General features: G+C 67.7%; 18 protein-coding genes. 5 read left to right on the plus strand and 13 right to left on the minus strand.

Features of this window, described 5'->3' with window-relative positions; genetic code table 11:
* Nucleotides 1-73: 73 nt before the first annotated feature.
* From ACFVVC_RS06485 to nudC, 3 genes are read right to left on the minus strand one after another with little or no spacing between them, the layout of a single operon-like run.
* A complete protein-coding gene (locus ACFVVC_RS06485) occupies nt 74-724 on the minus strand; it encodes a YgjP-like metallopeptidase domain-containing protein (RefSeq protein WP_387450341.1) in 651 nt (216 codons plus the stop codon).
* Complete coding sequence (locus ACFVVC_RS06490; RefSeq protein ID WP_387450343.1) at nt 721-2856, minus strand: UvrD-helicase domain-containing protein; 2136 nt, start codon at nt 2854-2856, stop codon at nt 721-723. The genes ACFVVC_RS06485 and ACFVVC_RS06490 overlap by 4 nt, the downstream gene beginning before the upstream one ends.
* A 55-nt stretch (nt 2857-2911) precedes the next feature.
* Nucleotides 2912-3934, minus strand: coding sequence for an NAD(+) diphosphatase (nudC, locus tag ACFVVC_RS06495; protein WP_387450345.1), 1023 nt, complete (start codon nt 3932-3934; stop codon nt 2912-2914).
* A gap of 143 nt (nt 3935-4077) precedes the next feature.
* Between nudC and ACFVVC_RS06500 the strand changes: the two genes are divergently transcribed.
* Nucleotides 4078-5301 (plus strand): macrolide 2'-phosphotransferase, encoded by a 1224-nt coding sequence (locus ACFVVC_RS06500; protein WP_387450347.1) that lies wholly within the window; start codon nt 4078-4080, stop codon nt 5299-5301.
* Nucleotides 5302-5347: 46 nt separating this feature from the next.
* Here the strand turns inward: ACFVVC_RS06500 and ACFVVC_RS06505 are convergent, their stop codons facing one another.
* The 3 genes from ACFVVC_RS06505 to ACFVVC_RS06515 are packed head-to-tail and all read right to left on the minus strand — an operon-like array spanning nt 5348 to nt 12599.
* Nucleotides 5348-8860: a UvrD-helicase domain-containing protein gene (locus ACFVVC_RS06505; protein WP_387450349.1), complete on the minus strand. Its 3513-nt coding sequence runs from the start codon at nt 8858-8860 to the stop codon at nt 5348-5350.
* On the minus strand, nt 8857-12186 hold the full coding sequence (locus tag ACFVVC_RS06510; RefSeq protein WP_387450351.1) for an ATP-dependent helicase: 3330 nt from the start codon (nt 12184-12186) through the stop codon (nt 8857-8859). The genes ACFVVC_RS06505 and ACFVVC_RS06510 overlap by 4 nt, the downstream gene beginning before the upstream one ends.
* The gene (locus ACFVVC_RS06515) at nt 12183-12599 is read right to left on the minus strand and encodes an MGMT family protein (RefSeq protein WP_387450353.1); all 417 of its coding nucleotides are present in this window, start codon (nt 12597-12599) and stop codon (nt 12183-12185) included. Before ACFVVC_RS06515 ends, ACFVVC_RS06510 begins: the two co-directional genes overlap by 4 nt.
* Nucleotides 12600-12662: 63 nt before the next feature.
* On the opposite strand from ACFVVC_RS06515, the gene ACFVVC_RS06520 reads away from it, so the two are divergent.
* The 4 genes from ACFVVC_RS06520 (at nt 12663) to ACFVVC_RS06535 (ending at nt 16161) form a co-directional block, all read left to right on the plus strand.
* Complete coding sequence (locus ACFVVC_RS06520) at nt 12663-13373, plus strand: 3'-5' exonuclease (RefSeq protein WP_387450355.1); 711 nt, start codon at nt 12663-12665, stop codon at nt 13371-13373.
* 329 nt (nt 13374-13702) lie between these two features.
* Nucleotides 13703-14650 (plus strand): ABC transporter substrate-binding protein, encoded by a 948-nt coding sequence (locus ACFVVC_RS06525; RefSeq protein WP_387450357.1) that lies wholly within the window; start codon nt 13703-13705, stop codon nt 14648-14650.
* A gap of 12 nt (nt 14651-14662) precedes the next feature.
* Nucleotides 14663-15427 (plus strand): amino acid ABC transporter permease, encoded by a 765-nt coding sequence (locus ACFVVC_RS06530; RefSeq protein ID WP_018760270.1) that lies wholly within the window; start codon nt 14663-14665, stop codon nt 15425-15427.
* Nucleotides 15424-16161: an amino acid ABC transporter ATP-binding protein gene (locus ACFVVC_RS06535; protein ID WP_018760271.1), complete on the plus strand. Its 738-nt coding sequence runs from the start codon at nt 15424-15426 to the stop codon at nt 16159-16161. Before ACFVVC_RS06530 ends, ACFVVC_RS06535 begins: the two co-directional genes overlap by 4 nt.
* A gap of 113 nt (nt 16162-16274) precedes the next feature.
* Here the strand turns inward: ACFVVC_RS06535 and hemL are convergent, their stop codons facing one another.
* The 7 genes from hemL to hemQ are packed head-to-tail and all read right to left on the minus strand — an operon-like array spanning nt 16275 to nt 23595.
* Nucleotides 16275-17606, minus strand: coding sequence for a glutamate-1-semialdehyde 2,1-aminomutase (gene hemL / locus ACFVVC_RS06540; RefSeq protein WP_387450360.1), 1332 nt, complete (start codon nt 17604-17606; stop codon nt 16275-16277).
* A gap of 33 nt (nt 17607-17639) precedes the next feature.
* On the minus strand, nt 17640-18716 hold the full coding sequence (locus tag ACFVVC_RS06545; RefSeq protein ID WP_387450362.1) for an LLM class flavin-dependent oxidoreductase: 1077 nt from the start codon (nt 18714-18716) through the stop codon (nt 17640-17642).
* On the minus strand, nt 18713-19696 hold the full coding sequence (hemB, locus tag ACFVVC_RS06550; protein ID WP_387450364.1) for a porphobilinogen synthase: 984 nt from the start codon (nt 19694-19696) through the stop codon (nt 18713-18715). Before hemB ends, ACFVVC_RS06545 begins: the two co-directional genes overlap by 4 nt.
* A 60-nt stretch (nt 19697-19756) precedes the next feature.
* A complete protein-coding gene (locus ACFVVC_RS06555; protein ID WP_387450366.1) occupies nt 19757-20620 on the minus strand; it encodes a uroporphyrinogen-III synthase in 864 nt (287 codons plus the stop codon).
* 40 nt (nt 20621-20660) lie between these two features.
* Complete coding sequence (hemC, locus tag ACFVVC_RS06560; protein ID WP_387450368.1) at nt 20661-21659, minus strand: hydroxymethylbilane synthase; 999 nt, start codon at nt 21657-21659, stop codon at nt 20661-20663.
* Nucleotides 21656-22897 (minus strand): ferrochelatase, encoded by a 1242-nt coding sequence (locus ACFVVC_RS06565; protein WP_387450370.1) that lies wholly within the window; start codon nt 22895-22897, stop codon nt 21656-21658. The genes hemC and ACFVVC_RS06565 overlap by 4 nt, the downstream gene beginning before the upstream one ends.
* Entirely contained in the window at nt 22894-23595 is a 702-nt protein-coding gene (gene hemQ / locus ACFVVC_RS06570) for a hydrogen peroxide-dependent heme synthase (protein ID WP_387450372.1), read from the minus strand. Before hemQ ends, ACFVVC_RS06565 begins: the two co-directional genes overlap by 4 nt.
* Between the last annotated feature and the right edge of the window lie 43 nt (nt 23596-23638).

The following is a 23638-nucleotide window of genomic DNA, read 5'->3' on the forward strand; positions in this document are numbered from 1 at the left end:
CAGCGCTCTGCGTCGTGCCATGCTTTGAGCCCGGCCTGCGCCGTTGGCGCCGGTCGCTGCGCGTTGGGTTGTCCTAGTCGGCGTCGCCCGGCCAGGGGTCCCCGGCATCGTTGGGCACGCGGTGCGAGGCGGCGTCTTTGTCCAGGCCCCGCGAGGTGGCATACGAGACACCTTCCAGGAACGCCTTCGCGCGCCCGGTTTCGGGGTAGGCGTCAAGCAACTGCCAGAACGCCGCATTGTGCGACGCCACCAGCAGGTGCGCCAGTTCGTGCAGCAGGACGTAGTCGATCACCCATTGGGGCATCGGGCGCAGCTTGTCGGACAGGCGGATGGTCCCCTCGGCGGGGGTCGCGGAACCCCACCGCGAGTTTTGGTTGCCGACCCAGCGGACCGATGTGGGCGTTGCCCGGCCGCCAAGGTACTTCGCGGACAACCGGGCGGCATGGGCCGCCAGGGCTTCGTCGGTGGCGGGACGCCGCCGACCGGAAGCCGCGGGCCGCTCCCCCTGTTTGTGCAGCTTTGCCAGCATCCGGTGAACCCACTCACGTTCTTGGGCCGCGGTGAACCGGGCCGGAATGGCGACCACCGCGGTGCCGTCTTCCCAGAATGCTGCGACGGTCCGGGTGCGGCGAGCGGACCGCCGCACCTCCACGGGGGATCCACCGTTGGTGGTCAGGACGGCAGCGGGCTGCTGGTGACTGACGGGCGGGCTTCCGCGCCTCACAGGACGCTGCTTTCGGCAAGGACCTTCAGGACGTCCTCCCCATAGCGTTCAAGCTTGGAAGGACCGATGCCGGCCAGCCCGGCAAGTTCTTCCAGGGAGGCCGGCCGCGCCTCGGCTATCGCCGTGAGGGTGGCGTCGGTGAAGACGACGAAAGCGGGGACGTCGGCGGACTGGGCGACGTCGCGCCGCCAGTTCCGGAGGGCGTCAAAGGTCTGTTCCTCGTAGCTCGGGGGACACGCGTTGCAGCGGCCCACCTTGCGCTCCGCCCCGGTGGACAGCATGCTGCCACAAACCCGGCAGACTGCCGGAGCGGCCGCCTTGCGGCGCGGAACCGGTCCCTTGCCGCGGGCGCTGGAGCTGGCGACGGAGTCGGGCCGCAGCCCGTCGAGGAAACGGGACGGCTTGCGGTTGGCCCGGCCGCCGGGAGTCCGAGCCGTGCTCCACGACAGCGAGAGGTGTTCACGGGCGCGGGTGATCCCGACATAGAGCAACCGGCGCTCCTCGTCGACCGATTCGGGCGAATCCGCGAAGGAAATGGGCATCAGGCCTTCGCTGAGCCCCACCAGGAAAACGGCATCCCATTCCAATCCCTTGGCTGCGTGCAGGGAGGCGAGCGTCACGCCTTGGACGGTGGGGGCGTGCTGGGCGAGGGAACGCTCCTGGAGCTCGTTGACGAAGTCGCCGAGCCCGAATTCCGGACCGCGGTTCTGCGCCAGTTCGTCGGCCAGTGCCACCAGCGCCGCCAATGACTCCCACCGTTCGCGGAGGGCTCCGCCGCTGTGGGGTGCGGAGTCCGTGTAGCCGAGCGAGGAAACGATGTCCCGGACCAACTGGCCGAGCGGTTCCGGGGAGTCCGTTTCACTCACGGCCCTGGTGGCGGCGCGGAGCTGGAGGATGGCGTCCCGGACCTCTTTGCGCGCGAAGAAGCGTTCGCCGCCCCGCAGCTGGTAGCCGATTCCCGCCGCTGCCAGCGCCTGTTCGTATGCCTCGGACTGGCCGTTGGTGCGGAATAGGACAGCGACTTCGCTGGCCGGTGTCCCGGCGTCGAGCAGTGCCTTGATTTTTTGCGCCACGGTGGCGGCTTCGGCTTCGTCGTCCGTGCATTCGGTGAACTGGGGCACGGGGCCGGCGGGACGCTGGGCCACGAGTTGCAGGGGTGTGGCCCAGGCGGCGTCGGCAGCGGGGCCGCCGCTGCGGCGGCCGGCCAGCAGGTCGTTGGCCAGCTTCACCACCTGGGGCGTGGAACGGTAGTCCCGGATGAGCTTGACCACGTTGGCCTGAGGGTAGCGGGTCTTGAAGTCCAGCAGGTGGCGGGGCGATGCTCCGGTGAAGGAATAGATGGTCTGGCTGGCGTCGCCCACCACGCAGAGTTCGTCGCGGCCACCAAGCCAGAGTTCGAGGAGACGCTGCTGCAGCGGCGAAACGTCCTGGTATTCGTCCACCACGAAGTGCCGGTACTGCTCCCGGACGGTGGCAGCCACCTTCTCGTCCTCCTGCAGGATGCCCACCGTAATCAGCAAGACATCCTCGAAGTCGATCACGTTGCGGTCCGTCTTGACATCCTCGTAGGACTGGAAGACGCGGGCCACCGCCGTGAGGTCGAATCCCCCGGGCGCGCCGCGCCCCTGCGCGTTCTCCAGGTAATTGGCAGGCGTCAACATGGACACCTTGGCCCATTCAATCTCCGAGGCGAGGTCGCGGATGGACGCACGGTCGGTGCTCAGCCTCAGCCGCCGGGCGGCCTCGGCGAGGATCTGGGCTTTGTGGTCCAGCAGGTTCGGCAGGGTGCCGCCCACCGCCTGCGGCCAAAAGAACTGAAGTTGGCGCAGAGCGGCCGCATGGAAGGTCCTTGCCTGGACATTGCCGGCACCCAGGTCCCGCAGGCGGCTGCGCATCTCGGCCGCGGCCCGGGCGGTGAAGGTCACCGCAAGCAGTCGCTGCGGCGTGTAGACCCCCGAATGGACGCCGTAGGCGATGCGGTGCGTGATGGCGCGGGTCTTGCCCGTACCCGCTCCGGCCAGGACGCACAAAGGACCGTTGAGGGTGCTGGCCACTTCACGCTGTTCTGCGTCCAGCCCACCGAGGATCCGGTCCTCAAGGGAGGCTGCGCCGTCAAAATTCTCTGTAGTCACTTCTGCTGCTTTGTTTCTCGACTACCGCGTGCTGGAGTCTGGTGGATGGAATAACTTAGGCTCCGGTCAGGTCCCGGATCCGGCCGCCGTACCAGTGCTCAATCAGCGAACGGGCAATGGAAAGCCTGCTGGAAATGGTGATTTCGCCACTGAGCACGGCTTCCTGGAGTTCCTCGCGGCTGAACCAGCGAGCCCTGGTGACCTCCACGCCGTCGGGCGTTGCCTGGGTGTCTTCGGTGACGGCGGTAAATCCAAGCATAAGGGAGGCGGGGAATGGCCACGACTGGGAGCCCAGATACTGGCAGGCCGAAACCCGGACCCCCACTTCCTCCTGGATCTCGCGTACGACGGCCTGCTCCAGCGATTCGCCCGGCTCAACAAAGCCGGCAAGGGTGGAGTAATTAATGGCATCCAAGGGACCCCCGCCACCCAGCAGCAGCCGCCCATCCGCGCCCACGACAGTGACGATGATCGCGGGATCGGTCCGGGGATAGTGTTCCGAGTTGTCCGCAGGGCAACGGCGGACCCACCCGCCGGCTTCCACCTCCGTGGGTGTGCCGCAGCGCGGGCAGTGCGTGTGGCCGGCATGCCAGTTGGCGATGGCGCTGGACTCCACGAACAACGCCGCAGAGGTGGCAGTCAGGCCTGCCGCGACGTCCCTGAACCCGGCCCAGGACGCATCCGCAGGGATCCCGGCCGTACCGGGTTCGGGCGGCTGGGGCAGGACGAACAGCAACATTTCCGTGCCCTCGGGAAGGTCCGAACCGGGCAGGGCGGAGCCGAGGTACACCACGAGGTCCGGGGTTGACCCGGCCCTCTCCAGCTCCGCCAGGAGTTCCCTGGCGGAGGCGAGGACCATGGTGCTTTCCTGCACCAGGCCCCTCCGGCCCGACAGGACGACGGCCAAGGCATCCGGACCTGCCAGCAGGTCATCGATCATGCCGGGCCTGACGCGGGCGGCAGATCCCCGGTCCACCAGGGCCGGCCGCACCGGGAGCAGGGTGTCCGCCAGGTGGTTCGCGGGCAACTCTGCCGGCGCAGCCTGGTGAACGGGTAGGACAGACTCCGTGTGGCTCATGAGTCCACCGTACTGACTGCCCCGGACATTTCACATTTCACGGTGCGGTTTGCCTGTGCGGAATGCCCCCGGAATTCAAGCAATCTCAAGACTCGCCGCCGGCACACCTCAGTCTGGGACAGCTGGCAATCTACCGTGGAACGGTGAGAAGAAAACCGATTGAGCTGGCGGCCATTGCAACCGCGGCAGTCCCCGGACTGACGCCGACGGCCGTTAGCTCTGCACCGGATGATCCCGCGGACTTCGACTCTGCCCTGCTCCTGGACTCAGAAGGCAAGCGCTGGCGGGTCAGGTCGCCGCGGCATGCGGAGGCCAGCGCCCGGCTGGAGACGGAGTTTCTGGTATTGCGGGCCTTCGCTCCAGCCGTGCGGGCCGAACTGCCCTTCCTTATGCCCACGGTAGCCGGCAGCGTACGGCTGGGAACCCTGAGCACCTTTGTTTACTCGCACCTGTCGGGCACCACGCGCAGCGTCGAGGAATTGACCTCCGGTCCGGGCAGCGTCGCCCGCGAGATCGGTACCGCCCTGGCTGCCATTCACGACCTGCCCCGGTCGCTGGTGAGCAACGCCGATCTCCCCAGCTACACCCCTAACGAGTTCCGCCAACGGAGGCTGAATGAGCTGGACCAGGCCGCGACCACGGGGAAGATTCCGGCCGCGTTGCTGCGCCGCTGGGAACATGCCATGGAGGACGTGTCCCTGTGGCGTTTCAACCCTTGCGTGGTCCACGGCGACCTGCACGAAGACAACCTGCTCATCGAGGCAGGGCGGGTCACGGCTGTAACCGGCTGGACGGACCTGAGGATCGGTGACCCCGCCGACGACTTCGCCTGGCTGGTCGCCTCGAATGAGCAGGACTTCGTTGATGCCGTGCTGAAGGCCTACACCGCCGGCCGCCGTGACGCCCCAGACCAGCACCTCCTGCGCCGGGCTGCACTGTCAGCGGAGTTCGCTCTGGCGCAATACCTGGTCAAGGGACTCGCAGCGGATGATGAGGCCATGGTCAGCGAGGCAGAGGGCATGCTTGAAAGCCTGGCCAGCGACATCGCCGAGTTCGGTGGCCAGCCCATCAGCGTCGAGCCCCTCCCGGACCCCTCAAGGCCGGACAACGCCGAAGCGGCGGCACCGGTGCCGGCGGAAAGCTCAGCGTCGGCAGCCTCGCCCACCCCCGCACATTCGGGGTCCTCCCCCGCCGTCACGGTTGTCCCGGTCCCGGCAGAACCGGCAGCGCCCGCACAGCCCGCAGTGCATGTGACGCCCATCCCGGTGGAGGAGGCACCCGACACCGAGGATGGTACGCCGACGATCAAAGGCCCGGATGACACCTCCACCGCCGCCATCTCGGTCATAAACGTCAAACAGGGCTGATCCGCACCGGGCCACCCCGCTGCGCCGGGCGCGGTGAACCGGAGCCTCACGTCCGTGCGAGGGCGCGCGCCACGATTCCTTCCAGCTCGGCGGCCGTCCCGAGGTCGTGCGGCCGAACCACGGCGTTGTCCGCCACATAGAAGAACGCAGCCCGCACGTCCTCCAGCGGAACGCCTTTCAGGCGTGCCCAGGCAAGCCGGTACACCGCCAGCTGGATCGAACGGGTCTTCAGCTGGCCGGCTGACGGGCGCCGGCCGGTCTTCCAATCCACCAGGTCCCAGCGGCCGTCGGCGTCCTGGAAGACGGCGTCGACCCGTCCCCGGACAACAACGTCACCCACCCGCGTCTCAACCGGCACCTCAACGAAGGCCGGGGACCTGTCGGCCCATGGGGATGCCTTGAACGTGGCCACCATGTCGTCGAGGTCGTAGGCAGCGTCGATGTGGTCGTCCGACCCCGGCGCTTCGCCGAGGTCAAGCATCCCGGCGGTTCCGAAGTACTCTTCCACCCAGGCGTGGAAGGCCGTGCCCTTTCGCGCGGACATGCCCGGTTCGCGGGGAACTGGCCTGCGCAGCCGACCCACCACCGCTTCAGGGTCCTCCCCGAGGTCCACGAGGGTGGAGGCGGAGATATGGGTAGGCAGGTGCACCTCCTGGCCACCTGACCTTCTGGCCCTGCGTTCCAGCAGCAGTGCAGCTTCCCTCGCCCAGCCGGCGGCCGCTCCCGTGAGCTGAGGCTTCCCGTCGTGCCGGGACATGCCTGCTCCGCCGGCTTGCCCGGACGCATCCGGCAGGACCACGCCGGCCTTCAGCATGCCAACCACGCGCTCAGCCGCGCCCTCCATAGCTGCCCTGCGCCCACGGGACATGCGGAGCCGCTCCCCGGTCCTCGCATCCGTCGGACCCTCCAGCGGGTCATAGGGCCACACCGCTTCTTCCGTCTCCAGCGTCAAAGGACTTTCGTCCGGAAGGGCAGCCTCTTCCAGGGACAACGGATGGACGAGGGCAGCAGCCTGATGTTCGTCGCCGGCCGGTTGGGCCAGCGTTTCAAGCTCCGCCAGGAAGGGGGACATCTCTGCCCGTCCGGCGCGTGAACCCACCCAGCCGGCGCTGGATACCCACAGCACATGTTTGGCCCTGGTGTAGGCAACGTAGGCGAGCCGCCGTTCCTCTTCTTCCCCGTGTGCCTGCGCCGCCGCCTTGAAATCCTTCTCGGCGTCCAGCCATCCCTTCTGGTCCGGTTGTTCCATATCCCACTGGGGAAGGTCGGCCCGGTCCCCGCGCAGGGGCCAGGGAAGGGCTGCCGTCCCGCTGCTCCAGCGGGAATCCCTATCGCTCGGGAAGGCACCCGCGTTCAGACCGGGCACGAAGACCACGTCCCATTCGAGGCCCTTGGACGCATGGACGGTCAACAACTGGACTGCTTCCCGGTTCACGTCGCTCGCAGGCGCTTCCAGGCCGTTCTCCTCGGCGGAGGCAGCTTCAAGCCATGACAGAAAGGCGAGGATATCCACCCGCTGGGAGGTTCGGAGGAATCCTGCGGCCGCGTCCTGGAAGGCGTCGAGGTTGCGCCGCGCCTGGTGGATGCTGATCCCCGGCCGTGCCGCCACCTCGATATCCAGGAGCATCGCCCGTTCCACTTCACCCAGGAGCGTGGTGAGGTCATCTCCAAGGTAACCGCGCAGTTGCCGCAGTTCCGCGGACAACCGGGCAAGACGGGCACGGGCCGGCGCACCAAGGGTACGTCCGTTTGACGACGTCCACCCGTCGCGCGGCAGGAAGTCCAGGGCTTCCACGAGGCTGGCCGCGTCCGTCAGGTCACTTTCCAGGACGGGCCCGTCACCGGCGTCGAGTTCGGCCTCGGGGCCGTCGGCGTCAAGCCCGGCCGAGGCTTTGCCGCGGCTTCGCGCAAGGTGGCTGGACCAGTCCCGCAAGGCCATCAGGTCCGCGGGACCTATGCGCCACCGCGCACCGGCCAGGAGCCGCATGAGGGCATCGGATCGGCCCGGGTCCGCAAGGACGCGCAGGGTGGCGACGAGGTCGACGATCTCGGGGGTATCCAGCAGGCCGCCGAGGCCCACGATTTCGTAGGCGATGCCCCGGGCCTCGAATTGCCGGCGGACGGTCTCCATCTGGGCGCGCCTGCGGCACAGGACGGCCAGGGCAGGGGGAACAGAAGTTCCGTCTGCATTGGCTTCGAAGTCCGTCACCTTATACCGCAGGACGTCCTCGGCGAGCGCTGAGGCTTCGTCGACGTCACTGGCGAAACGTCCCAGGACCACTGCTCCATCCACGGCATGAGGGCTGGGTTGCAGCGGGGGCACTTCGGCAGCGGCCGCCTTGCCTCCGGCAGGGCCGCGCCTGGCCGCCGCTAGGCCGAGGGCCTGGGACATGACATTGGCGGCAGCAAGGATGGAGCGGCCGTTCCGCCAGGCTGTGGTCAAGTAGGAGGTCGGGGCGGGCGCCCAACCCGGATCCTCCTCCGTTTTGCCGGTCCGGACGGGAAATTCACGGACGAAGTGGAACAACTGCCCGGCGGAAGCGCCGCGGAACCCATAAATCGACTGGTTGGGGTCGCCGACTGCCGTGACCGCATGGCCGCCGCCGAAAAGGCGGGAAAAAAGTACCAGTTGCGCGTACGACGTGTCCTGGAACTCGTCGAGCAGGACAACCTTGTACCGCTGACTCTCCATCGTGGCCGCCAGGGGAACCTCCTGTGCCACTTTCGCGGCGAGGGCCACGAGGTCACCGAAATCGAGGGCGCCGCGGGCTCGTTTCGCCGCAGAGTAGCGGCCCACCATGTCAGCGACGCTTGCCCTGGTCCGCAGCATTCCGGCAAGCTCCGCGGCCGCCTGCGGCGGGTTCTTCTTCTTATCCGCCAGATACGGCAGGGACTCGAACTCCGAGAGGCGCGCCATCAACCAGGCTTCGACGTCTTCGGGTTCCTGGAGGTGCTCGGCGCACTCCCCCGCCAGTTGGATGACGGCCTTCACCAGGGTGGATTTCGCGGCACGGAAGTGGGCGTAGTCGCCGTCGTAGGCCTCAACAACCTCACTGGCAAGCTGCCATGCCTGCGCCCCGCCCAGCAGCACCACATCGCGTTCCACGCCCAGCCGGAGGCCGTAATCGGAGACGATGCCGCTGGCGAAGGAATGGTACGTGGACACCTTGGGTTCCAGTGCGTCGCTGCTCCGCAGGCCCTCCGGAAACGTCCCACCGCCGGTGTCCTTCGCGACAAGGCGCTGCAGTGCCAGCAGCTTCGACCGGATCCGGCTGGCGAGCTCGCCGGCGGCCTTCCGGGTGAACGTCACCCCAAGGACTTCCTCCGGCGTGACCCAGCCGTTAGCCACGAGCCATACCACCCGGTCCGCCATCGTTGCGGTCTTTCCCGAGCCCGCCCCCGCGATCACCAGCCTTGGCGCCAGGGGGGAAGAGATGATGGCGGACTGTTCCGGCGTCGGGATGTTCTTTTCGCCGAGCAGCACGGACAGTTCTTCCGGACTGAACCTGGGTGTGGCCGTTTCCTCCCCCGCAGGCAGGACCTTCATCAGCTGGCTCATTCAGTTACCTGCCTTCCACGCGCACACAGCGGACATATCTCTGGAAGCCGGCAGCCATGGCCGCCGTGGCTGCCCTTGGCCGGATCATGCCGTGCGATAAATTCGCTGCCCCCCATCACGGCGGCCGCTTCCCTAACCATGTCCAACGCCCAGTTCTCCTGCGGGTCCAGGGGTTCCTGCTGCTGGATGGACGGGTTCTTGGCCCCTGTGCCGAGCTGCGCCAACACGGCGCCTCCGGACAGGCCGCTCTGGTTCGGGCCGGCCTCGAAACCACCGGCGACCACTGCCGCCTGGTAGGCCCCAAGTTGTGGATGGCGGGAGAGTTCCCCCTTGCCGGGCTGCCGTTTGCCGGTCTTAAGGTCCACCACCACCAGGCGGCCCTCGCCGTCGACCTCCAGCCGGTCAACCTGCCCGCGGAGCACTGATTCGCGCGGCGCGGCGGCATCCACCACCACGTCCCCAAGGGCGACGTCGAAGTCCATTTCCACGCCCAGCAGGCTGCGGCCTTCAGCCCTCATGGCCACCACATACTGCGCCAACTTCCGCACCATGGACTCGGCGCGCTGGAAATCCAGCCGGCCTTCCCAGTTATCCTTCATCCCCAGCGCCGGCCAACGCCGCACCAGCTCTGCAACGTACTCGGAGCCGGACGCTTCCGGCATGTCCTGGGCAATGGCGTGCACAAGGGTGCCAAGGCTGCGGGCGAAGTCGGTGGCTGCCTCCCCGCCCGCCGCTTGGACAAACCAGTCCAAGGGCGACTTCTGAACGGTCTCCACCTTGGACGGGGACACGAACACGGTTGACCCCGGAGGGACCACGGCCTCGGAGGACGTCAGCGGGGCCAGCCCCCACCAGCTGTCCGGGTGGGCACCCGCGACCGCAGGTTCCACAGCGGCAAGGTGTGCCAGCACCTTGGCAGCCTCCTCCCTGTGCGCGGGATCCGCAGCATCGGACTGGGCATGTTGCCGGAGTTCGGCCACCAAGGCGCGCAGGGTCATGGGCCGCTCGACCTGGGTGAAAACCCGACCCTCCTGCCCCGGTTCCAGGGGTGCGACGAAATCCAGGAAGGATGACGGTTGGTCGTCTTCCGATGAGACGGCGGTGCACACCAGGAGTTCGCGTGCGCGCGATACTGCCGTGGAGAAACTGCGCAATTCGTCATAGCGGATGTCCCTCAACCGGCTCAACGGATCGCGCTGGAGCGCATACTCCGGCCCGTGTTCCACGGCGTCCGCGTACAGGGTGCTGCCGAGCAGCTCGCCGCGGAGCCTGGTGTTGGGCCACACACCCTCCTGCAGGCCAGCGATGATGACAACCGGCCATTCGCGGCCAGCGGCGCTGGCCGGCGTCATCAATTCAACGGCGTCATCCAGCTGGGCGCGGGCAGCGAGGGTGTCCATCGGAAGCTCCTGGTTCAGCAGGTATTCCAGGAACTGCTCAGGACCCGCACCGGGCATCTGGTCCACATAGCGTTCAGCGGTGTGGAAGAGGGCCATCATCGCGTCAAGGTCGCGGTCGGCCCGGGCCCCGTGCGGACCGCCCGACAACGCAGTTGCAGTCCATGCCGAGGCAAGGCCGGTGGAGTTCCACAGAGCCCACAACACTGATTCGGCGTTGGAACCGGGCAATGCGGCTGCCGCCCTGCCGGCCTGGACCATCCGGGCGGTCCGCCGCGCTGCCCGGCCTTCAATGCCCAGGGCACCGAGCGCTCCGGGCTCGAGCAGCGCCTCGACCAAGAGCACGTCGCTGGCTCGCCCGCCTCCGCCCAGGAGCTCCTCCCGGCGCAGCGATTGCCGGAGCCGGCGGAGCTCGATGGACGTGGCTCCCCCGATGCGGGACGTCAGGAGGGCCACGGCGGCTTCCGGCGTCAGCAGGGACGGATCCAAGGCAACGGCGAAGGCATCCAGGAGCGGCCGGACCGCTACCTCGTCCCGGACCGCGGATTCCGCCACGGGCACCCGGACCGGGATGCCCTGCCCGGACAGATACCGCTGCAGCTCGCTGACCTGGCCGCCATTGCGGACGATCACCGCCATGTCGCCAAGTCCGCGGTTGTGGTTGATGTGCTGGTCCAGGATCCGCTGTGCAACATAACGCAGTTCATGGACAGGCGTGGGGACCAGGTGGGCCTCAACGCGGCCGGGCCGGGCCTCGTTCCCGTCCGGCGCCGGGCCATCCTCCCTGGCCGGCCGGCCGATTGGTTCCAGTCGACGCGCCAACCGGCCGCCGGCGCGCTGGGAAATGCGGCCGGCAACACTCAGCCACGACTCGGCTACCGCGGGGGCCATGCCGTGCGCGTAGCGGAGCGGACGTTCAAGGACGGGCTCCTGCGCTGCCAGAAGCAGGGGCAGTTCAGCCACGAGGTCCGGCCTGGCTCCACGGAATCCCTGGACAACGGTGTCCGGAGACGACGTCACATAGGAGTCGCTGCCGGCCGCAATATCGGCCAGCAGTTCGAAGATGGCGGGGTTGGCCTCCTGGATATCGTCCACCAGGACCACCTGCAGGCGCTCGCGCTCGGCGGCAAGGAAATCGGGGGCATCCTGGAAGATCTGGCGGGCGGCTGTGATGATTCCGGCGGGGTCGAAGGCTTCGGGCATCCGCAGGTCCAGGACGTCCCGGTACTCGGCGTAGAGCGCTGCCGCCGCTTTCCAGTCCGGGCGTCCGCACTGGTCCGCCAACTGAAACAGGTCCTCGGCCGTGCGGCCGGATTCAATGACGCGGTCAAAGAGCTGCCGCACCTCCTGGCGGAAACCGCGGGTCTCCAGTGCACCGTCGAGATCGGCCGGCCACGGCAGCTCCAGGCCGGGGATCCTGTGTCCCTCCAGGAGTTCTTTGATGATGAGGTCCTGCTCCGGACCGGACAGCAGGCGGGGTGGCCTCGAGAGCTGGATGACGCCCTCGGCCTTGGCCCGCCGGATGAGGTCGAATGCATAGGACGCCCACGTCCTGGCGGGAGTGGTGCTGAGGCTCCGGTCCAGCCGGGCTGTGAAGCGGTCCCTCAGGAAGTCTGCGGCAAGGCGGGTGGGTGCCAGGATCAGCATGCGCTCCGGGTCCACCCCGTCACGGAAGACGCGCTGGACGGCGGCCTCGACCAGGACGGTGGTCTTTCCTGTCCCCGGCGCACCCGGCACCAGGACTGGCCCTGAGCCCTGCGGAACATCCACCGCTGCCTGCTGGTCCTGCGTCAGCTGGATTGCTTCCGCATGTACCCGGCGGGGCGGGAGCAGCCGAAGGGCAGAGGCACCGGGGAATGCGGCCTCCGGGTCTTCCTTCGGCTCCTGCCGCGGGGCCAACGGGCCGTTCAAGGGGATTGTTACTGTCACAAACTCATTCCATCATCAGCCACTGACAAACTCCGGAGCCGACTCTCCAACTCCCCGGCGGCGGCGTCGATCCGCTCAAAATCTTCGTCGGTTGGGGCCCAGCGGGCCGCAGCCAAATCCACGCGCCAACGTCCCTCCCCTGTCCGGAGGTACGCGGCATGGTCTCCCTTCAGCGGGGTTCCCTCCTCGAGGTAGCGGTACAGGGCCTGGGCTTCGTGGCCTTCGGGGGCATGCCCGCTCGCTTTCAGGACACGCCACCAGGGCACACCGCTTCCGTAGTGGCTCATCACCGAGCCCACCTGCCGGGGCCCACCGGAGCCCAGGAGCTCGGCGACATCACCGTACGATACTGCGGATCCTGGCGAAACCAGCCTGACAACGGCAAGGACCGCCTGGACATACTCATTCCGCATTGATCCAATGTAGCCGCAGTGGCGTTCCACGAAATTGTCGGCGGGTCCCCTTAGCGTTGAACCATGAGCTCCTGGCATACCCTCCCCCGCGCAGCATTTGACCTTGAAACCACTGGCCGCAATTCGCGGGCGGCCAGGATTGTCACGGCCTCGATCACCGTGGTAGACCATGAAGGCGGGGTCATCAAGGAGCACGAGTGGCTCGCGGACCCGGGTGTGGAAATCCCCACGGAGGCCAGTGATGTCCACGGCATCACCACGGAGCAGGCAAGGCGGGACGGACGGCCGGCCCACGAGGTGACGCGGGAGGTCGCCGCCGTCCTGCAGGAGCTGTTCGACTCGGAAATCCCGGTCATCGCCTTCAACGCCAGCTACGACTTCACCGTCCTCGCCGCAGAGTCGGCGCGGTACGGGGTGCCGCAACTCCACCGGTTCCCGGTCCTGGACCCGTACATCATGAACAAACAGGTGGACCGGTACCGCAAGGGCAAACGCACGCTTACAGCTCTCTGCGAGGAATACGGCGTGAACCTGGACAATGCGCACACCTCCGCCGCCGATGCTCTAGCCACCCTCCGCGTCCTCGATGCGATGGCCGGGAAGTTCCCCAAACTGCAGATGCCGGCAGGCAACCTGCACCAGCTGCAGATCGAATGGGCCACGACCCAGGCCGCCGACTTCCAGAGCTACCTCCGTAAGACCAAGCACGCGGCCGTGATCGAGGGCGACTGGCCGGTACTGCCGCCACAGGACGCCACTGCCGTCGGCTTCTAAGCGCCTGCGGCGTGCCGGATTGGGAGGCATGTCACAGTCACGTTACTTAATGAAAGTCCCCCCTCAGGTCGGCGGATCATTCGATGCAGCGGCCGAAAAGCGCTTCGGATCGTCTCGGACTGGGCCAGATAACTAATCAGTATTCGGCTGAATTACTCAAAAACGGCACTTTCTTCAGCTCACAGCCCCTAATTGCGCTGGTGAGACAATAAAGTTTTGCGGTCACCGCCTGCCCAGCCCGGCTGGACCAGCGCCGGGAGCAGGTGCCAGGCGCCACAGCGCAGCCCCGCGGCCCGGTCGACTTAGGACTCAATGAAAGTGACAACCTGATGAAAATCAAAGCGATGAAGTGGCTCACAACCGCTCCCGTTGCCCTCGCCCTTGCGGTTTCGCTCGCGGCCTGCGGCGGCTCCTCCCAGCCGAGCGGCACCCCCACCGACGCCCTGAAGGGCAGCGACCAGCAGACGCTGGACAAGTACACCACCGCGGACGTCACGCCGATCGACAAGATCGACAAGACCAAGCTCGGCCTCATCACCGCGGGCACCCTGCGCGTTGGCACCCTCTCCGATGCCCCGCCGAACATCTTCATTGACCCTTCCGGCAAGTTCACCGGCTACGACAACGAACTCCTGCGCGCCATCGGTGACAAGCTGGGCCTGAAGGTCGAGTTCGCCTCCACCGATTTCTCGGCCCTGTTGTCCCAGGTGGCGAACAAGCAGTTCGACGTCGGATCGTCCTCGATCTCCACCACGGACAAGCGCCGTGAGACGGTCGGTTTCACCAACGGCTACGACTTCGGCTACATGGCCGTCGTTACCAAGAACGATTCCAAGGTCAAGGGCTTCGCCGACCTCAAGGACGGCGTGCGCATCGGCGTGGTCCAGGGCACGGTGCAGGACGACTACGTCACGAACACCCTGGGTCTCGAGCCGGTCCGGTTCCCGGACTACAACACTGTCTACGCCAATGTGAAGTCCGGCCAGGTTGACGCCTGGGTGGCACCCTCGCAGCAGGCCACCGGGCAGGTCAAGGACGGCGACAACACCAAGATTGCCGAGAAGGTGGTCAACACCCAGAACTTCACAGCGTACGCAGTGAACAAGGACAACAAGCCACTGATTGACGCCCTGAACGCGGGCCTCGACGCCGTTATCGCTGACGGCACGTGGACCAAGCTCACGGCGCAGTGGTACACGGACCGTCCCACGGCTGCCGAGCAGACCCCGCAAGGCTGGAAGCCGGGCAGCAAAGCCGTCCAGGTTCCCGCGAAGTAACCCGGGCGTTCCATGGACATCCTCAAACTACTCTCCGATACCTTCCTTGACTGGAATGCCATCGGCGCCGTCCTGCCCAAAATGTTCGCCGTCGGGCTTCCGAATACGCTCGTTTTGGCCGTCTCCTCCGGCGTCATCGGAACAGTGCTCGGCATGCTCCTTGCGCTGATGGGGATCTCCCGGAACGCCGGGGCCCGCTGGGTCGCGCGCATCTACACGGACGTGCTCCGCGGGCTGCCGCCCATCCTCACCATCCTGGTGATCGGGCTGGGCTTCGGGCCGATCGTCCGGCAGTGGACCGGATCCACCAGCCCCTACCCGATGGCAATCGCCGCGCTGTCCCTGATGTCGGCCGCCTACATCGGCGAGATCTTCCGTTCCGGCATCCAGAGCGTGGACAAGGGACAGCTCGAAGCCACCCGGGCCCTGGGGTTCGGCTACGGCCCGGCCATGCGCCTGGTGGTCGTGCCCCAGGGTGTCCGGCGCGTGCTTCCGGCCCTGGTGAACCAGTTCATCGCCTTGATCAAGGAGTCATCCCTGGTCTTCATGCTCGGGCTGCTGGCCAGCGAGCGGGAGATTTTCCAGATCGGCAAGGACGCGGCGTCCACCAGCGGCAACCTGTCGCCGTACGTCGCTGCGGCTGTTTTCTACCTGGTGCTCACCGTTCCGTTGACGCACTTCGTGAACTGGATCGACAGGCGCCTCCGCACCGGACGGCCGGAAAAGAAAGAGCCGGACGAAGCTGCAGCGGTCGTCGGGAAGGGTGCCCAGGCATGAGCGAGTTCACGTCCGGAACACTGAGCGCAAAGAATATCCACCTTTCCTTCGGCAGCAACCACGTGCTGCGGGGCATCGACCTGCATGTGCCGCAGGGCACTACGGCTTCGGTCATTGGCCCGTCGGGGTCGGGCAAGTCCACCCTGTTGCGGGTCATGAACCGGCTGATCGAGCCGGATCAGGGGGACATCCTGCTGGATGGCCGTTCGGTCCTGAAGGACAACCCGGATGAACTCCGGCGCCGAATCGGGATGGTGTTCCAGCAGTTCAACCTGTTCCCGCACAAGACGGTGGTGGAGAACGTCTCCCTTGCCTTGCGGAAACTGCGCAAGCTCTCCAAGGAGGAAGCGCGGGCCGAGGCCCTGGAGCAGTTGGACCTTGTCGGGTTGAAGCACAAGGCTGATTCCCGGCCGGCCAACCTGTCCGGCGGGCAGCAGCAGCGCGTCGCCATTGCCCGCGCGCTGGCCATGAAGCCGGAGGTGATGTTCTTTGACGAGGCGACGTCCGCGCTGGACCCTGAGCTGGTCAAGGGCGTGCTGGCACTCATGGCGGACCTCGCCAAGGGCGGCATGACGATGGTGGTTGTCACCCACGAGATGGGTTTCTCCCGCAATGTCTCGGACGCGGTGACGTTCATGGACGCCGGCGTGGTGGTGGAGTCCGGCCCTCCTGAGCAGGTCTTCACCGAGCCACGGACGGACCGGCTGAAGGGCTTCCTCGCCGACGTCTTGTAGGCAGCCAGGCAGGCGCGAACCGAAAATCCCCGCCTCCCGGACTTTCCCCCCTTGCACGCAGGGGGGATTTGTCCGGGAGACGGGGATTGTCTGTTTAACTGCCGACGGCGGTCCTAGGCCTGGGCGGCTGCGGCGGCCCTGGCTGCGGCCGGGAGGGCGTCGTAGATCCGGTTCATGGCGTCGTCGTCGTGCGCGGCCGAGAGGAACCAGGCCTCGAACACCGAGGGCGGCAGGTAGACCCCGGATTCCAGCATGGAATGGAAGAACGGCGCGTAGCGGAACGTTTCCTGCGCCTGGGCATCGGCATAGTTGTGGACGCCGTGGGCGGAGGTTCCGAAGGCCACCGAGAAGAGGTTCCCGGCGAACTGGATGGAGTGGTCCACCCCGGCGGCATCCAGGGCGGTGGAGACGGCGGACGACAGTTCCAGCGAGCGGACGTCAATGAAGGAGTAGACATCCCGCGTGGCGTGGGTCAGGGTGGCTACGCCGGCGGCCATCGCCACCGGGTTTCCGGACAGCGTCCCGGCCTGGTACACGGGTCCGGTGGGCGCGAGGTAGTCCATGACGTCGGCACGGCCGCCCAGGGCCGCCGTCGGCATTCCGCCGCCGATGACCTTGCCGAAGGTGAGCAGGTCCGGGGTCCAGGGTTGTTCGGCGTCGGGGGCGCCGCCGGTGAGGCCCCAGTAGCCGGAGTATCCGGTGCGGAAGCCGGTCAGGACCTCATCGACGATGAGGAGCGCGCCGTGCTCGCGGGTGATCCGCGAGAGGCCCAGGTTGAAGCCCTCGCCGGGGGTGACGACGCCCATGTTGGCCGGCGCCGCCTCGGTGATGACGGCCGCGATGTGCTGTCCGTGCGCGGCGAATGCTTCCTCGACGGCCTGGAGGTCGTTGTAGGGCAGCACCAGGGTTTCGGCGGCGGTCGCTTCCGTGACGCCGGCGGACCCCGGCAGGGCGAGGGTTGCCACGCCGGAGCCCGCGGCAGCCAGCAGCCCGTCGAGGTGGCCGTGGTAGCATCCGGCAAACTTGATGATCAGGTTGCGGCCGGTGAAGCCGCGGGCCAGCCGGACCGCCGTCATGGTGGCCTCGGTGCCGGTGGACACCATCCGCAGGCGTTCGACGGCGGGCACGCGCTCCTGGACGATGGCCGCCAGGTTTGCCTCGTCAGGGGTGGACGCGCCGAAGGAAAGGCCACGGTCGACGGCGGCGTGGACGGCATCCAGCACAGCCGGGTGGGCGTGGCCCAGCAGGGCCGGTCCCCAGGAGCAGACCAGGTCCACGTATTCCTTGCCGTCGGCATCGGTCAGGTAGGGGCCCTTGGCGGAGACCATGAACCGCGGCGTGCCGCCGACCGAGCCGAAGGCGCGGACCGGCGAGTTGACGCCGCCCGGCATCAGCTGGCGGGCACGGTCAAAGAGTGCCTCGTTGCGAGGATTGCTGGAAGTCATGGTTCCTATTCTCTCAGTTAGCCGTAAGCTCAGTTAGCCGGCGAGCAGCTCGGCCACCCGGGGCGCCACCGCCGTGCCCATCAGTTCGATGGAGCGCATCATGGCCGCATGCGGCAAAGGTCCGTTGCTGTATTTCAGGTCGAAGCGGTCAACGCCCAGGTTGCGCTTGAGCCGCACGATCTTTTGGGCCACCGTCTCCGGCGAGCCGACGTAGAGGGCGCCCTCGGCCGAGCAGAGGGCATCGAACTCGCCGCGGCCGGCCGGTCCCCACCCGCGCTCGGCACCGAGCTTGTTGCGCAGCTTCAACCAGTGCGGGAACAGCTCTTCGCGGGCCTGCTCGTCGGTATCGGCCACATGGCCGGGCGAGTGCGTGGCCATCTGCTGCATCGGGTGTCCGTACTTGGCCATCGCCTCCCGGTAGAGGTCTGCGAGGGGCCGGAAACCGCGCGGCTGGCCGCCGATGATGGCGAAGATGATGGGATAGCCGTACTGGGCGCACCGCAGGACGGATTCGGGGGTGCCGCCCACCCCGATCCAGGTGGGCAGGAGGTGGTGTTCCAGCGGCGGGTAGACGCTCAGTCCGGCGAGGGCCGGGCGGGTGCGGCCTTCCCAGTGCACAGGCTTCTGTGAACGGACCTTGTCGAACAGCTCGAGTTTCTCTTCGAACAGGACCTCGTAGTCGGCCAGGTCCAGGCCGAACAACGGGAAGGATTCAATGAAGGATCCGCGCCCGAGCATGACTTCCGCCCGGCCGTTGGAGACAGCGTCCACGGTGGAAAAGCGCTGGAACACCCTGATGGGGTCGTCCGAGCTGAGGACGGTCACGGCGGAGCCCAGGCGGATGCGGGTGGTGCGTGCCGCCGCCGCCGCGAGGAAGACTTCCGGCGCGGACACCGCGTAGTCCTTGCGGTGGTGCTCCCCCACACCGAAGGCGTGGAGCCCGACGGCGTCCGCCAGTTCAGCCTGTTCCAACAGTTGGCGCAGGACCTCGGCGTGCGGCTGCGGGCTGCCGTCGGGAGCCTCACCAACGTCACCGAAGGTGTTCAGTCCCAGGAGGATGCGGTCATCCCCCACCGGCGCCGTGGGGCCCGCGGCCTGGGCGGCCGTCACCGGGATTCCTTGAGCCAGCCGGCCAGTTCGGCGGCCCAATACGTGAGGACCATGTGGGCGCCGGCCCGGCGGATGCCGAGGACGGACTCGGTGATGGCGGCGCGGCGGTCGATCCAGCCGTTGGCTGCAGCGGCCTCGATCATCGCGTACTCGCCGGAGATCTGGTAGGCGGACACGGGCACGGGGCTCATCGCGGCGACGTCGGCCACGATATCGAGGTAGCTCATGGCCGGTTTGACCATGATGATGTCCGCGCCTTCAGCCAGGTCCAGCTCCACTTCGCGGAGGGCTTCGGTGCGGTTGCCCGCATCCATCTGGTAGGTCCGCCGGTCTCCCTTGAGCTGGGAGTCCACGGCTTCCCGGAACGGTCCGTAGAACGCCGACGCGTACTTGGCGGAGTAGGCGATCACCGACGTGTTGAGGTGGCCGGCTTCATCGAGGGCTGAGCGGATGGCGGCAATCTGGCCATCCATCATGCCGGAGGGGCCCAGCATGTGGGCGCCGGCCTCAGCTTGCGCCACGGCCATCCGGGCGTAGATTTCCACGGTGCGGTCGTTGTCCACGTAACCGTCGGCGTCGAGCACTCCGCAGTGTCCGTGGTCGGTGAACTCGTCCAGGCAGACGTCGCTCATGATCACCAGGTCGTCGCCCACTTCGGCGCGGACGTCCCGGATGGCCTTGTTCAGCACGCCGTCCGGGTCAAGGGAAGCCGAACCTTCGGCGTCGCGGGTTTCCGGGATGCCGAAGAGCATGATGCCGCCCAGGCCGAGTTCCACCGCTTCCGCCGCGGCCCGCTTGAGCGTGTCGGTGGTGTGCTGGACCACGCCCGGCATGGACGTGATGGGGTTGGGTTCGGTGAGGCCTTCCCGGATGAAGGCCGGGAGGATGAGTTCGGCGGGCGCGAGCCGGGTTTCTGCGGTCAACCGGCGCATGGCGGGGGTGGTGCGCAGGCGGCGGGGGCGTTGGTTGGGGAATGTCATGGGTCCTGTCCTTCGCGTAGTTCGTCAGGCTTTTGGGGAGCGGGGAGGCGGGCGGGCCGGTCAGGGCGGGTTGAGGGCCTTCGCGACCGCGGCAACCAGCCCGTCAGGGGTGGGCTCGTCCGCCACCGCAGCAACCTCCAGGCCGAGCGCCGCGGCCTGGTCCGCCGTCGTCCGGCCGATCACGACCAGCCGGCAGCCCGGGCGGCCCGCGAGGGCCGAGAGCCGGCGCACTGCGCTGGGCGAGGCGGCAATGGCCGCGTCGATGCGCCCCTCGACGATCTCCGCCGCTGCGGCTTCCGGTGTGAGGAGGGAGTACGACGGCGGCTGCCGGCGTGCGCCGCCGTCGTCCGCATGGACGGCGAGCCGGCGCTCCGCTGCCGCCGGGAAGTCCACGGTGCGGTAGGCAGTGACCGTCGTGACATCGCCTCCTGCCCCCCGGAGGCCATCGGCCAGTGTGGCAGCAGCGATGTCGGCCTGCGGCAACAGGATCCTGCCGCCTCCCGGCCAGACGCCCAGCAAGCCCGCTGCCGACTGCTCCCCCACCGGAACAAGGGAAACCGTGAGGCCACCGGATTCCAGGAGCCTGCGCGTCGCCGGCCCGATGGCCGCGATGCGCGTCCCGGCGGGGATCAGTCCATCCAGGCCGAAGCCCCGGTCTGCGGCCTTTTCCAGCAGGACGTGCACGGTGGTCGCGCTGCTGAGCACCAGCCAGTCAAAGGCGCCGGCGGCCAGGGCATCGCAGGCGACGTCCAGCGCGTGCTGGTCCGGAGCCCGTTCGAAGTCGATCAGCGGCAGCAGCACCGTCGCGGCGCCTGCCCGTGCCAGGGCGTCCACCAGGGCGGCAGCGCGTTCCGGGCTCCGGGTGACCAGCACCCTGGCACCAGCCAGGGGTCCGCCGCCGGATGGTTGACCGCTGCGCGGCATGTCCGGTCCGGGGCTCGGCGAAGGCTGCGTCATCGCCAGGTCAGGACGCCTGCAGGTCTGCGATATCGGCGGCTCCGGCGGCGAGCAGGACTTCGGCCAGTTCGATGCCCAGCAACGTGGCGCCGACTTCCGTCAGTCCGTCCGTGGCGCGCTTGTCCCGCACGGTGGCGGTGCCGTCCACGGCGCACACCACCGCTTCCAGGTGGAGCATGCTGCCTTTCCGGTAGGCGTAGGCCCCTACCGGTGCGGCGCAGCCCGCTTCGAGCCGGGCCAGCAGGGCCCGTTCGGCGGTGACCGCCAGGCGGGTGTCCGGGTCATCCAGGGCCGCAAGCGCCTGGGCCAGTACCTCGCGGGATCCTTCGGTGGAACCTGGTTTCGGCGGGGCATCGGCCGTGCGGCACTCGATCGCCAATGATCCCTGCCCTGCGGCGGGCAGCATCACGTCCGTTTCGAGGTATTCGCTGACGCTGTCCAGCCTGCCGATGCGTTCCAGTCCGGCGGCGGCGAGGACCACCGCGTCGAGGTCGCAGGATTTTCCGGGCACCACCTGGTCAGTGGAGTTGCCGGGCAGTCCGGGCACGCGGCCCAGGCGGGTGTCCACGTTGCCGCGGATATCGATGATGTCCAGGTCGGGCCGGGCAGCACGCAACTGCGCCGCGCGCCGGGGTGAACCTGTGCCCACCCGGGCTGCGGCCGGCAGGTCGGCCAGCTTGAGTCCGTCGCGGGCGCACAGGACGTCCCGCACGTCCACCCGCCGCGGCGTCGCTGCCAGGCTCAGCCCCACGGCCGCACCGGTGGGCAGGTCCTTGAGCGAGTGGACGGCGACGTCGCACTCATCGCGCAGCAAGGCATCGCGCAATGCTGCGACGAAGACGCCGGTGCCGCCCATCTGCGACAACGATCCGGTGAGGACGTCGCCGTCGGTCCTGATATGCACCAGTTCCACCGGAAAGCCCCCGACGGCGGCCAGCTGGTCCGCGGTCTGCCGGGTCTGGGTCAAGGCGAGTTTGCTGGCGCGGGTTCCGATCCGGACAGTCACTGCTGTGCCGTTTCCCCGGCCGTGCCGGTGGGATAGGGGTCGTGCCCGGTTCCCACAGTGGTGTCGGCACCGGAAATGGTGGGCTTTTCGCCACGGAAGTTGGCGCAGCAGCCGGGCCGGCACACGTCGTACCAGGGGCCAAGATCCGTCACGGCCGGGCGGTCGCTGATGTTGTTTGCCACGGTCCGCTCGCAGATGAGGTCCACCAGGCCGTCGACGAACGCGCGGTGCGTGCCGGGAGTGGGGACGCGGGTGGCGGCCAGTCCGAGGTTGGCGCAGGTTTCCATGGCTTCGGTGTCCAGGTCCCAGACGACTTCCATGTGGTCGCTGACGAAGCCCAGCGGAACTATGACGATTCCCTTGACCCCTTGGCCTGCCAGTTCCTCGATGGCGTCATTGATGTCCGGTTCCAGCCACGGAACGTGCGGGGCGCCGGAGCGGGACTGGTACACCAGGGACCACGGAGCTGCCAGGCCGGACTCCGCCTTGACCCGGTCCATGACCGCGGCGGCGTTGGCCAGGTGCTGGGCCACGTAAGCTGAGCCTTCCTCGAACTCGCGCGGCTCGCCCGCGGAACGGCCGGCGGCCTCGGCGTCGCGGGTGGGAATGGAATGGGTGGCGAACAGGACGTGGACGGGAGCTTCCGGGGTACCCGCAGCCGCCAGTTTGTCCGAGACGTCCGCCAGGCCTGCGGAGGTACCCTCCACGAACGGCTCCACGAAACCGGGGTGGTCGAAGTACTGGCGTACTTTGTCCACTTCCAGCCGGCCGTCCAGGCCGGTTTCGGTCAGGGCCATGCCGATATCCTCGCGGTACTGGCGGCAGCTGGAGTAGCAGGAGTAGGCACTCGTGGTGAGCATCAGCACCCGGCGGTGGCCGGCGTCGTACGCTTCCTGGAGTGTCTGCGGGATGTAGGGCGCCCAGTTGCGGTTGCCCCACAGGACGGGAAGGTCGATCCCCCGGGACGCCAGCTCGGCCTCCAGGGCTGCCTTGAGCTCGCGGTTTTGCTGGTTGATGGGGCTGATGCCGCCGTTGGCGCGGTAGTGGTGGGAGACCTCTTCAAGCCGCTCGTCCGGAATTCCGCGGCCTCGGGTGACGTTGCGGAGGAACGGAATGACGTCGTCCTGGCCTTCCGGTCCGCCGAACGAGGCGAGCAGGACGGCGTCGTAATTCTTCGGCTCCATGCGTCCGGCTTCCGTGACGGGGTTGAGCGCTGCCTGCGGATCCAGCGGGCTCATGCGAGGACCTCGGCAACCTCGTCGGCGGTGATCCGGCGGCCGGTGTAGAAGGGCACTTCTTCACGGACGTGGTTGCGTGCCTCGGTGGCGCGCAGGTGGCGCATCAGGTCCACCAGGTCCACGAGCTCCGGCGCTTCCAGTCCAAGGATCCATTCCCAGTCGCCCAGCGCGAATGAGGAAACAGTGTTGGAGATGACCTGCGGGAAGTCGCGTCCCAGCAGGCCGTGGTCCCGGAGCATCGCGCCACGTTCTTCCTCCGGGAGGATGTACCACTCGTAGGAGCGGACGAACGGGTAAACGCAGAGCCACTCGGCCGGAGCCACGCCCCGGGAGTAGGCGGGCGTGTGGTTCTTGGCGAACTCGGCCTCGCGGTGGACACCCATGGCGGACCAGACAATTTCGGTCCCGGCAAAGAGGGTGCTGCGGCGGATGTCGCGGATGGCCTGCTGCAGCGCCTCGGGCTTGGGCCCGTGGAGCCACACCATCACGTCGGCGTCGGCACGCATGGCGGAGACGTCGTAGCTGCCCCGGTGCGTCACACCCGCCTCGGCGAGCCGCTCCAGCAGGGCTTCGAAGTCGGCGGCAGCATCTGCGCTGCGGACCACGGACTCCGACCGCTTGAAGACCGTCCAGAGGGTAAAGAACTGCTCGGCTGATTCTTCGGTTTTAGTGACAGATTCGGCAGAAGTGTGGCTCATGGTTACCAGTTTGCCCCTTCACCGCCACCAAGTGGAAACCGAA

Source organism: Pseudarthrobacter sp. NPDC058196, assembly GCF_042882685.1.
In the GTDB taxonomy this organism is placed as follows: domain Bacteria; phylum Actinomycetota; class Actinomycetes; order Actinomycetales; family Micrococcaceae; genus Arthrobacter.